Consider the following 10,812-nt stretch of genomic DNA (forward strand, 5'->3'; position numbering starts at 1 on the left):
CTGCTTGAGCGATCTACGCCCGCGGGGCGTGGTGCTTCTGTTGCGCAGCGAGCAGTCCTTCGTCCACGAGTTGCTCCACGGCATCCGCGGCGTCCCCGATGAGGATCGGAAGGTTCTTGCGCTCTGTCGCGCCGAACGGGTCCAACACCCAGTCCGCGGGATCTTGCCTCCCGACGGGACGACCGATCCCGACCCGCACACGTGGAAACTCGGGCGTCGCGAGTGCCTTCGCGACGTCCCGTACACCGTTGTGACCGCCGTGCCCTCCCCCAACCTTCAGCTTGATCGTGTCGAAGGGTATATCGAGTTCATCGTGGATCACGACGACGTGGTCGGCATCGATCCCGTAGAACTTCGCGAGGCCGGCGACCGGCCCGCCAGACACGTTCATAAAGGTGTTCGGCTTGGCGAGCACGAGTTTGCTCCCGCCCGGGCGAAGCCACGTCTCGACAACCCGCGCGTTCGCCTTGTGAGCCCGAAAGGACTCACTGCGACGCGAGGCGATCTCGTCCAGGACCATCTGACCGACGTTGTGACGGGTCGACTCGTAACGGGGGCCGGGGTTACCGAGACCCACAATGAGCCACGTCTCTGCCATGACGTCCATCCTCCACGAAGAAGGAGGGGGCGCGGAATCCGCACCCCCTCCTGCACAAAAGACTTACTCGGAGTCGGTCGCAGTCTCTGACTCTTCAGCCTGCTCGGCCGCAACAGCCGCGTCAGCCTCGGCGATCTCGTCGGCCTCGTTCGACGGACCAGAGATCGCGACGATCAGGGTCTCCGCGTCGACGATCAGCGACGCGCCCTTGGGGAGCGTGAGGTCAGCCGCGGTGATGTGGGTACCCTCTTCGAGACCCTCGATGTCGAGCTCAATGCGCTCGGGGATGTGGGTGGCCTCAACCTCGAGCAGGACCGTGACGGCATCCTGTGCGACGACGGTGCCGGGAGCCGACTCGCCGATGAGGGTCACGGGAACGTCTACCTGGACCTTCTCACCCTTGCGGACGACGAGCAGGTCGATGTGCTCGATGATCTGGTGCACGGGGTCCTTCTGAACGTCCTTGACCAGCGTGAGCTGCTGCGAGCCGTTGACGTCGAGCTCGAGCACGACGTTGGCGCGACGGATGAGCAACGCGATCTGGTGACCTGGAAGCGCGACGTGGACAGGCTCGGTGCCGTGACCGTAGATCACGGCGGGGATCTTGCCGGCAGCGCGCAGGCGGCGGGCGAAGCCCTTGCCGAAGTTCTCGCGAAGCTCGGCGTGGACCTTGGTGTCAGTCTCAGTCGACATGGTGGATTCTCCTTGATGAGTGCAGGTCTGTGGGGTGTTACTTCAACTCGAACGCGTGCGCGTGAGGAAAGCCGGAAAGCCCGCATCACCGCGTCGATTACGGATGCCTCGCCCGGCCTCGCGGCCACGACAGAGGGTTCCCTCGCCGAAGTTCGTCTGCCAGTCTACCAGCGGTGGTGTCGCGCCCGCACCGCTACCATTGGCACGTACGCGCAACGTCCCGGGAGGACTCATGACGATCGACAGCCAGACCGCCACCTTCGCGCTCGTGGGCGTCATCGGAGCCATTTCCGCACTGGGCCTTCTAGGCACCGTGCTGGCGTTCTGGTCGATGGGTCGCTCCGCGTACCGCAAGGACTGAGACTTCACAGTCGATCCCCGTGCTGGGTGAGGCGCGCGTTCTCATGCCGTAACACGAACACGCCAGACTCTAGGCTGGAAGTCGAACGACGACAGGAGTGCGTGTGACCGAGGCAACGGCAAACATCGGCGTAGTAGGACTAGCGGTTATGGGGTCCAACCTCGCCCGCAACCTGGCAAGCCGCGAGGGCAACACCGTGGCGATCTTCAACCGCACCTTTGCCAAGACCGAGGAGCTCACGACCGACCACCCCGAAGCGGGTTTCGTGTCGACCTCGACGTATGAGGAGTTCGCGGCGTCGCTGCAGAAGCCGCGTACGGCGATCATCATGGTCAAGGCCGGTGGCCCGACCGATGCCGTCATCAACTCCCTCGTCGAGGTCTTCGAGCCGGGCGACATCATCGTCGACGGGGGCAACGCGCTGTTCACCGACACGATCCGTCGTGAGAAGGCCGTGCGCGAGACCGGGATCAACTTCGTCGGCGCCGGAATCTCGGGCGGTGAGGAGGGAGCCCTCCTCGGCCCCTCGATCATGCCCGGCGGGTCCGACGCGTCGTGGGTGACTCTCGGTCCGATCCTGAAGTCCATCGCCGCGATCGCGGAGGGTGAGCCCTGTGTGACCCACATCGGGCACGACGGTGCCGGGCACTTCGTGAAGATGGTGCACAACGGCATCGAGTACGCCGACATGCAACTCATCGCCGAGGCCTACGACCTCATCCGCCGCGGCACCGGCAAGACCCCCGCCGAGATCGCGGACGTCTTCGCCGAGTGGAACGCGGGCGAGCTCGAGTCGTACCTGATCGAGATCACCGCCGAAGTCCTCCGCCAGGTCGACGCTGCCACCGGCCAGCCGCTGGTGGATGTCATCCTCGACCAGGCCGGAGCCAAGGGCACCGGCGCCTGGACCGTGCAGACCGCACTCAACCTCGGGGTCCCGGTCTCGGGGATCGCCGAAGCCGTGTTCGCCCGGTCGCTGTCCTCCCACCCCGAGCAGCGCATCATCTCGCAGGTCCTTCCCGGCGTCGAAGAAGAACTCACCGTCGAAGACACCGACGCGTTCATCGAAGACGTGCGCCTCGCGCTCTACGCCTCCAAGATCGTCGCGTACTCGCAGGGGTTCGACGAGATCCGCGCGGGTGCTGCCGAGTACAACTGGCAGATCGACCTCGGGGCCGTGTCGAAGATCTGGCGAGGCGGATGCATCATCCGCGCCCAGTTCCTCAACCGCATCGCCGACGCCTACACCGAAGCCCCCGAACTCCCCGTGCTGCTGACCGCCCCGTACTTCGTCGAAGCACTGGGTCGAGCACAGGGCGCATGGCGCCGGATCGTCTCGACAGCCGCGGGCTCCGGCATCCCCGCCCCCGCGTTCTCCTCCTCACTCGCCTACTACGACGGCCTCCGCGCCGACCGCCTGCCCGCAGCCCTCATCCAGGGCCAACGCGACTTCTTCGGCGCACACACCTACAAGCGCATCGACAAAGAAGGCACCTTCCACACCCTCTGGTCCGGCGACCGCACCGAAATCGAAGCCGAAGACACCCACTGATTCACACGCCATCGGGCACGATGGAGGGATGAGCGCACAGCGAGTCCTGTATATCGGCGGTAGCGGCACGATCAGCGCGGCATGCGTGCGGCGTTCCCTTGAGCGCGGTCATGAGGTCACCGTGCTCAATCGCGGAAGCGAACGCCGCGCGCTGCCCGCGGGTGTCGAGCAGCTCACCGCCGACGTACGCGACAGCGACGCGAGCCGGGCAGCCGTCGGCGATCGGGAGTTCGATGTCGTGGCGGACTTTCTCTCGTTCGTCCCCGAGCACGTGCAGACCGGGCTCGATCTTTTCGAGGGCCGCACCGGGCAGTACCTGTTCGTCAGCTCGGCATCCGCCTATCAGAAGCCGCCCGTGAGTCTTCCGGTGACCGAGCAAACCCCGATGGAGAACCCCTTCTGGCAGTACTCCCGCGACAAGATCGCCTGTGAGGATCTTCTGTTTGCGGCGTATGAGACACGAAACACGCCGATCACCATCATTCGTCCCTCGCACACGTACGACGAGCAGATGATCCCCACGCTCGGCCGCTGGGCCGACATCGCGCGTATGCGCGACGGACGCCCGGTGATCGTCCACGGTGATGGAACGAGCTTGTGGACGATCACCCACGCCGATGATGTGGCCGTCGCGGTGACGGGACTCTTTGGCCATCCCGAGGCGCTCGGCGGGGCGTTCACCGTTACCGGCTCGCACGCGCCGACGTGGAACCAGATCTACGGGTGGCTGGCTACGGCGGCGGGTGTGGCATCCCCCGATCTTGTCCACGTCACCTCTGATGCGATCGCCGCGTTCGCGCCCGAACTCGGCCCCACGCTCGTTGGCGACAAGGCGCACTCGGTGATCTTCGACAACGCCAAGGTGATGGCGCTCGTGCCTGAGTTCCGCACCACGATCATGTTCGACGAGGGTGCGCGCCAGATCATCGACTACTACGACGCGCATCCCGACCAGCAAGCCATCGATTCGGCCATCGACGGCGTGTTCGACCGACTCGTGCAGTACGCCCGTTCTGCAGGGTGACAAGATTCAGGTGCCCAGCCCGAAGCGAATTGAGCACCCGTGAGTACTGCCGTGACCGTCGGCGTCTTCGCTGAACCTACCCGGCGAGTCGGAGGCTGGTGGATCGCCGGCTTCGGCGCCGCATGGCTGGGACTGTGGATGGCACAGCTCACGCCGATCCAGTTACTGCTCCCGCTGCAGGTCAACAGCCTCATCGCCACCGATACCTGGCAAGACAGTGTGTTGGTGTTCGGTCTAGTTTCGGGGCTGTCCTCGATCTTCGCGATCATCGCGTACCCGCTGACCGGCGCGCTCTCGGACCGCACGACATCACGATTCGGCCGACGTCGACCCTGGATCCTTGGCGGTGCCCTGCTGTTCGCGGTTTCGCTCGGTCTGCTGTCGGTGCAGAGCACGGTACCCGGGGTAGCGATCACCTGGTCGCTCGCAATCACCGGGTTCTGCGCACTGAGCTCGGCGCTCACCGCCATGATCTCGGATCAGGTTCCGGTGAAACAGCGCGGTTTCGTCTCGGGCATCGTCTCGGCACCGCAGGCGGCGGGGATCATCGTGGGCATCGTGCTCGTCAGCTTCGTCTTCACCGGCCTCTTGCTGGGCTACGCGGCGCTGGCCGTGCTGCTGGTACTGCTTGTGCTCCCATTCCTGATCCTCGCCCCCGACGCGGTGCTCGAGCGCATCGACCGGGCGCCGCTCACGTTCGTCGGGATGGTGCGCGGGTTCTGGATCAGCCCGCGCGCGTACCCCGACTTCGGTTGGACGTTGCTCAGCCGCATCCTGGTGAACATCGGCAACGCGCTCATCACGGGACTGCTGCTCTACTTTCTGATCTTCGGGCTGGGCCGACCCGAATCGGGGGCTGAGGACGACCTGCTCATCGTCACCCTGATCTACATGGTGTTCTCGATCATCGCCTCTATCGTGGGCGGACGGTTGTCGGATAGATGGATGCGGCGCAAGCCCTTCGTGTTCACGTCTGCTGCTCTGCAAGCCGCCGGGGCGCTACTGCTGCTCGTTTTCGCGAGCTTCGAGACCGTCCTGCTGGCCGCGGCGATGCTCGGAGCGGGATACGGATGCTTCCTTGCCGTCGACCAGGCGCTCGCCACGCAGGTACTCCCCGATGCGCGGACGCGCGGCAAAGATCTCGGCATCATGAACATCGCTTCCGCCGTGCCCCAGGCCTTGGCACCGATGCTCGGAGCCCTGATCGTGGTGGCGTTCGGCGGGTTCTCAGCGTTGTTCGTTATCGCCGCGGTGATAGCTACGCTCGGAGCCCTTGCGGTGCTGCCGATCAAAGCTGCACGCTGAGGCCCACAAGCTTCACAGCACGCTCATAGCGCATTCCATAGGAACCTCATAGTCTCGGTGCGCACAATAGGTGCATGAGCACCTCTTCTCCTTCGCACGCCCTGCTGCGTCCCGACGGCACGCCCGTGCGCGTCGCGGTCATCGACGATGAGCAGATGCTCACCGACCTGCTCTCGATGGCACTGCGCATGGAAGGCTGGGAAGTCCGCGCCGCAGGGTCCGGCTTCGACGCGCTGCAGCTCGTACGCGACTTCGAGCCCGATGCGCTGGTGCTCGACATCATGATGCCCGACCTCGATGGGATGGCCGTGCTGCAGCGACTGCGGCACTCCGGAAACGATGTTCCGGTGCTCTTCCTCACCGCCAAGGACTCAGTGAACGACCGAGTCGCGGGACTTACGGCCGGCGGCGATGACTACGTCACGAAGCCGTTCAGCCTCGAGGAGGTCGTCGCGCGCCTGCGCGGCCTCATGCGCCGCGCTGGCACCGCCCAGGCCAGTGGTGCCGAGCCGATCCTGCGGGTGGGTGATCTGACGCTCAACGAGGACAGCCATGAGGTCGAACGAGCCGGTGAGCAGATCGATCTCACGGCGACTGAATTCGAGCTTCTGCGCTTCTTGATGCGCAACCAGCGCCGGGTGGTCTCGAAGGCGCAGATTCTCGATCGCGTGTGGAACTACGACTTCGGCGGGCGCTCGTCGGTCGTCGAACTGTACATCTCCTACCTGCGCAAGAAGCTCGACCAGGGGCGCGAGCCGCTCATCCACACGGTGCGCGGTGTCGGATACATGATCAAGGCCCCGCAGTGACGACCGCGGATGCCTCCGAAGCACCAAAGGAAGAGACTGCTCCCAAGAAGCGAGCCTGGACTCTCCAGCGCAAGCTCATCCTGACTGTGGTGGGCATCACCTCGCTGATCATGGTGCTGGTCGGTGTCGCCACCAGCGCGATCCTCGGCGGGGTGCTCGAAGCAAGTCTGACCGAACAGCTGCGATCCTCGGTGGAGCGGACGCCGGTGATGGCGCGTCAACTCATCGCGGCGGGACTCACTGCCGAAGAGATCCTCGAAGAACAGCCTCAACAGCCCGGGTTCCTCCTCGCGGTTGAATCTCCCCCTCAATCCCCCACCGCCGCGGTTGTCGAGTCAGATGGTTCGGTCACTGAGCTCACCGAAAAGCAGATCGTACAGCTGGCCGCAGGGCTACGCGCCGAAGGCCCCCTGGTCGTCACGATCGATGACATCGGCACCTTTCGAGTGCATGGCTCGGCCGTTTCCTCCGTCCCTGGAGGCCCCCAGTCGATCGTCGTCGTCGGACTGTCGCGCGCCGACGTCGCTCTGACGATCGGACAGATGCTCACCACAATCGCACTGCTCACCCTCGGCGGTCTGGTGCTCCTCGCAGCCGCCACAGCGTGGACGATTCGCGCGGGGCTTGCTCCCCTGCGCGCTGTCGCCGATACCGCCGAACGCGTCGCCACTCTGCCGCTCGATCAGGGCGAGGTGTCCATTGCCGAGCGGGTCCCCGCCCACCAGGCCGACCCGCGCACCGAGGTCGGGCGCGTCGGTGAGGCATTGAACACCCTGTTGGATCACGTCGGCGCATCGCTGGATGCCCGTCAACACAACGAAGAGCGGATGCGTCGGTTCGTCGCCGACGCGAGCCACGAACTGCGCACGCCACTGGCCTCGATCCGCGGCTACTCCGAACTGTCGCTACGCGCCCTCCGGCAGGGCCATGGCGCCGCGACCGTGGAAACGACCGAAGCATCCCTCGAGCGAATCCAGGCGCAATCGTTGCGCATGACAACGCTCGTGGAAGACCTCCTGCTGCTTGCCCGTCTCGATGAGGGCCAGGAGCTCGTGTACGGCGCTGTCGACCTGTCCCGGCTGGCGATCGAGAGCGTCGGCGATGCGCAGGCGGCGGATGCGGGTCACTCGTGGATTCTCGACCTCAGCGACGAACCCGTCGTTGTCGCGGGCGATGGCGGCCGGTTGAGCCAAGTCGTCGGCAACCTCCTCGCCAATGCGCGCACACACACGCCCGAAGGCACCACGGTGACGGTCAGCGCGACCGCAGATGACGGCTTCGCCGTATTGCGCGTGCACGATGATGGGCCCGGCATCGACCCCGGCGTCCGCGACGAACTCTTCGAGCGCTTCTCGCGCGCCGACCGATCTCGCGCCCGCAAGACCGGCGGAACCGGACTCGGACTTTCGATCGCTCAGGCGATCGCGCTCGCCCATGCCGGCGAATTGTCCGTGCGAAGCGAGCCGGGAGACACGACCTTCGAGCTTCGCCTGCCGACGGTGATGCCCACCACACCGGCGGACTGACTTGGTCGGGGCAACCCGACTCAGTAGCCGCTGAACGCGTCGGTCGTCATGGATCGCGCGCGCTCGAGCGCCGGGGCGAGATCAGCGATCAGCGCGGCCGGGCCTGAGATGTACGCATGACGCGCTGAGATGTCGGGCACGACGCGCAAGAGCCCCTCTGCGTCGAGTCGCACGCCCTGCGCCCACATCCAGTGCGACGGGAGGTTCTCGGGACGATCACGGGTGAAGACGATGACCGTGACCCCGGATGCCTCGATCTCGGGGCGGTACGCCAGTTCGGCGGCCTCTGATGCGACGTAGACCACCACCACATCACGGTCTTCTTCGGCGAGCTGCAGATGACGCAACTGCGATACGAACGGCGTCACTCCGATGCCCGCCGCCACCATCAGTATCGGTGTCATCGTTTTGGTGGGGAGCAGGAAGTCGCCCCAGACGCCGGTCACGGGAAGCGCCGTTCCGGGCGTGACCTCTGCGAGAGCGCGCTTGAACGAACTCATCGGCTTCGCGCCCGGACTACGTCCGTTGCTCTGCGCCTCTTTGAAGGCGACGCGCACGAGCGGGAGGTCTTCGGGCGCGGACGCGATGCTGAACTCGCGCCGGGTGCCGCGGGCATCAGCGTGACGGTGTGGCACTTCAAGCTCGAGGTATTGCCCGGGCAAGAACTTGAGCTCGCGTCCCGCGCGGAAGGTCAGCTCGCGCACCGTCGGAGTGAGGTCCGTGCGGGCTTGGAGCGTGAGTCGGACGGCGGTGCGCACGGCGAAGGCGAATGCGACGAGGTTGCCGATGAGCAGCGCGCGGTCCTGGCCGAGGCTTACCGCTCCCAGGTCGATCGGCCAACCAGCCAGCACGCCGACGATGACGGCAACGGTGAGTTGCTGCCAACGGCGTGGAGGAAGCGTCAGGGGCTCAGAGAGCATGAAGGCGCCAAGGAAGAGGAACGGCCCGGAAAGCAGGATCGGCCAGAAGATCTCGCCGATCTCGACCTCCAGCCCCGCAGCCTGGTATTGCGATGAGGTGCGTGCGACGGCCACCGCGACGGCGACGAGCAAGAAGACCGCGATGACTCGAATCTTCTCCGTTCGCCACAACACGATCAGCCCGAGCAGAGCAACGGGTGCCACCATGGCCGCCGTTCCCACCCACCAACTCGGAGCACCGAGCTCCGGGGCGACGATGTAGAGCACCGCCAGAGCGGCCGCACCAGTGGCGGCCGGGTTGAGAATGTGCCGACCCTGCCAGGCGATGACGTACTTCGACAGCGACGCCACCGCACCGGCGACGGTGATACCCAAGAGCGGAAGCGGCTCGAAAGACGGGGCGAGGACGAACAGCAGAATCAGCGCCGTGATCAGCGAGGACTCGGGGCGCCAGGGCCGCTTGAGGAGTCGGTGGGCGGCGACGTCGACTCCCCCGCACACGAACGCAAGAGCCACGAACGTGACACCGAGTTCGAGAGCGGTCGGGCCGACCTGACCGAACAGCGACAGCACAAGAGCGATCGCCGCGAGCGCGCCGAGCGCCATCAGCACCAGGCGGTACATCGACACGCGCCCGAGCACGGCGAAGACGCGATTCCAGAGAGAGGTCAATGAGCCGATCACAGAAACAACTCTGCCTTACTCCCGGGTGACCACTGCACCGAGCCGTCGGTGGTCATCCTTACCCACTGCACGTCCCACTCGAAGGCGAGCTCCGGTCCACCGTCGAAGAAGAGCGCCGTGGCGATTGCATCCGCGCGCATCGCGGTCTCGGCGATCGCCCACGTCGCGGCGATCGCACGCACCGGCTCTCCGGTGCGAGCATCCAGCACATGATGCAGACCCTCACCCCAGGCGCGCCGATTGGTGGCCGAGGCACACAGTGCCGCATCCGAGACCTCGATCACACCGATCGCACGCCGCGTATCGAAAGGATGCTCCAGTCCGACACGCTGCGTCTGGCCCCGAACTCGTGAGTCACCGCTCGCGTCGACCACGACTGTGCCCGACGTGGTCGCGCACAGGGCCTCGAAGACGATGTCGACCAGACGTCCTTTGCCGATCGCGCCGATGTCGACCATCGCTGGCTCCGTGAGGGAGAGGTGTTCGCCCGACCACGCCAGCATCCGCCGCCAGTCCTCCGGCGCCGCCTGCGCGCCCCGGTCGATCAGCGACACCTCCGGTCCGTACCCACGGCGCGCCAGCGCGTCACCGACGAGCGGGTTGACGGCTCCGTCTGTGGCGGCGGAGAGCTGCGCGTAGGTGTCGAACAACGCGGGCGCATCGGGAGGCAACGGCACCTGAGCGACGCCGTTCGCGAGCGCCGAGACAGCCGAATCGGCGCGGAACCTCGACCATTCGTGCTCGAAGCGATCAATCAGCGCGGTCACCCGAGCGCGGTCGCCGTGGCTGACGGGCCGGTCAGTGTTGATCTGCCAGTGCGTCCCGATCGCCTCGAAGTTCCAGGCGAACACTGGTCACGCCGTAGCTTCAGACTTGATGATCTCGATCGCCTTGTTGAACCCGCCGCTGGTGAGCGAAGACCCCGCGACCCGACTCACCTGGATCTCGTCGATCGATTGTCCGACCACGACATCGGCGATCCCGCCGATGAACCTTCCCTGGTACTCCTCAGACTCGGATTTCTGCGGATCGCCCTCGACCGTCACGTCGGTGATCACCCCATCGGCGAGCGTGATCGTCACCGCGATCGTCTCAACGGATTCTGGGGTCGAGTAGGACCCATCAGCGGTGTAGGTGCCGTCGACGTAGGTCCCCGTCGAGGTTCCCGTCGATCCACCTGTGGAGGAGTCCGTCGACGTGCCTGAGTCGCCGGAGTCCGTGGTTCCGGTCGCGTCGGGAGACGCACACCCAGCGAGAGCAATGGCGCCCGCCAGTCCGACCAGGGTGGCGACTCCGAAGCGCGTGGTCTGTGAGCGAGATACGGCGGTGCGGATCATGAG

Annotated in this window: 11 protein-coding genes; 6 read left to right on the forward strand and 5 right to left on the reverse strand. The window is 65.7% G+C overall.

The window, feature by feature from the left end:
• Positions 1 to 13: 13 nt before the first annotated feature.
• Both pth and LG299_RS04255 read right to left on the reverse strand, forming a co-directional pair.
• A complete protein-coding gene (gene pth, locus LG299_RS04250; protein WP_404433723.1) occupies positions 14 to 598 on the reverse strand; it encodes an aminoacyl-tRNA hydrolase in 585 nt (194 codons plus the stop codon).
• A 63-nt stretch (positions 599 to 661) separates the two neighbouring features.
• Positions 662 to 1,291 carry a 50S ribosomal protein L25/general stress protein Ctc gene (locus LG299_RS04255; protein ID WP_404433724.1) on the reverse strand — a complete coding sequence of 210 codons (630 nt, stop codon included), beginning with the start codon at positions 1,289 to 1,291 and terminating at the stop codon, positions 662 to 664.
• A 232-nt stretch (positions 1,292 to 1,523) separates the two neighbouring features.
• Between LG299_RS04255 and LG299_RS04260 the strand changes: the two genes are divergently transcribed.
• The 6 genes from LG299_RS04260 (at position 1,524) to LG299_RS04285 (ending at position 7,868) form a co-directional block, all read left to right on the forward strand.
• Positions 1,524 to 1,652 (forward strand): hypothetical protein, encoded by a 129-nt coding sequence (locus LG299_RS04260; RefSeq protein WP_404433725.1) that lies wholly within the window; start codon positions 1,524 to 1,526, stop codon positions 1,650 to 1,652.
• Between the two features lie 148 nt (positions 1,653 to 1,800).
• The gene (gene gndA, locus LG299_RS04265) at positions 1,801 to 3,204 is read left to right on the forward strand and encodes an NADP-dependent phosphogluconate dehydrogenase (RefSeq protein WP_404434799.1); all 1,404 of its coding nucleotides are present in this window, start codon (positions 1,801 to 1,803) and stop codon (positions 3,202 to 3,204) included.
• A 28-nt stretch (positions 3,205 to 3,232) separates the two neighbouring features.
• Complete coding sequence (locus LG299_RS04270; protein WP_404433726.1) at positions 3,233 to 4,228, forward strand: NAD-dependent epimerase/dehydratase family protein; 996 nt, start codon at positions 3,233 to 3,235, stop codon at positions 4,226 to 4,228.
• A gap of 39 nt (positions 4,229 to 4,267) precedes the next feature.
• Positions 4,268 to 5,533 carry an MFS transporter gene (locus tag LG299_RS04275; RefSeq protein WP_404433727.1) on the forward strand — a complete coding sequence of 422 codons (1,266 nt, stop codon included), beginning with the start codon at positions 4,268 to 4,270 and terminating at the stop codon, positions 5,531 to 5,533.
• A gap of 74 nt (positions 5,534 to 5,607) precedes the next feature.
• The gene (locus LG299_RS04280; RefSeq protein ID WP_404433728.1) at positions 5,608 to 6,342 is read left to right on the forward strand and encodes a response regulator transcription factor; all 735 of its coding nucleotides are present in this window, start codon (positions 5,608 to 5,610) and stop codon (positions 6,340 to 6,342) included.
• A 110-nt stretch (positions 6,343 to 6,452) separates the two neighbouring features.
• On the forward strand, positions 6,453 to 7,868 hold the full coding sequence (locus tag LG299_RS04285; RefSeq protein WP_404434800.1) for a sensor histidine kinase: 1,416 nt from the start codon (positions 6,453 to 6,455) through the stop codon (positions 7,866 to 7,868).
• Positions 7,869 to 7,888: 20 nt separating this feature from the next.
• On the opposite strand, the gene LG299_RS04290 is transcribed toward LG299_RS04285, so the two are convergent.
• The 3 genes from LG299_RS04290 to LG299_RS04300 are packed head-to-tail and all read right to left on the reverse strand — an operon-like array spanning position 7,889 to position 10,809.
• Positions 7,889 to 9,472, reverse strand: a complete 1,584-nt coding sequence (locus LG299_RS04290; RefSeq protein ID WP_404433729.1) for an FAD-dependent oxidoreductase — start codon at positions 9,470 to 9,472, stop codon at positions 7,889 to 7,891.
• Complete coding sequence (locus LG299_RS04295; protein ID WP_404433730.1) at positions 9,469 to 10,323, reverse strand: FAD:protein FMN transferase; 855 nt, start codon at positions 10,321 to 10,323, stop codon at positions 9,469 to 9,471. The genes LG299_RS04290 and LG299_RS04295 overlap by 4 nt, the downstream gene beginning before the upstream one ends.
• Before the next feature lie 3 nt (positions 10,324 to 10,326).
• Positions 10,327 to 10,809, reverse strand: coding sequence for a hypothetical protein (locus tag LG299_RS04300; RefSeq protein WP_404433731.1), 483 nt, complete (start codon positions 10,807 to 10,809; stop codon positions 10,327 to 10,329).
• Between the last annotated feature and the right edge of the window lie 3 nt (positions 10,810 to 10,812).

It is taken from the genome of Microbacterium lacus, from assembly GCF_044794305.1.
In the GTDB taxonomy this organism is placed as follows: domain Bacteria; phylum Actinomycetota; class Actinomycetes; order Actinomycetales; family Microbacteriaceae; genus Microbacterium; species Microbacterium lacus_B.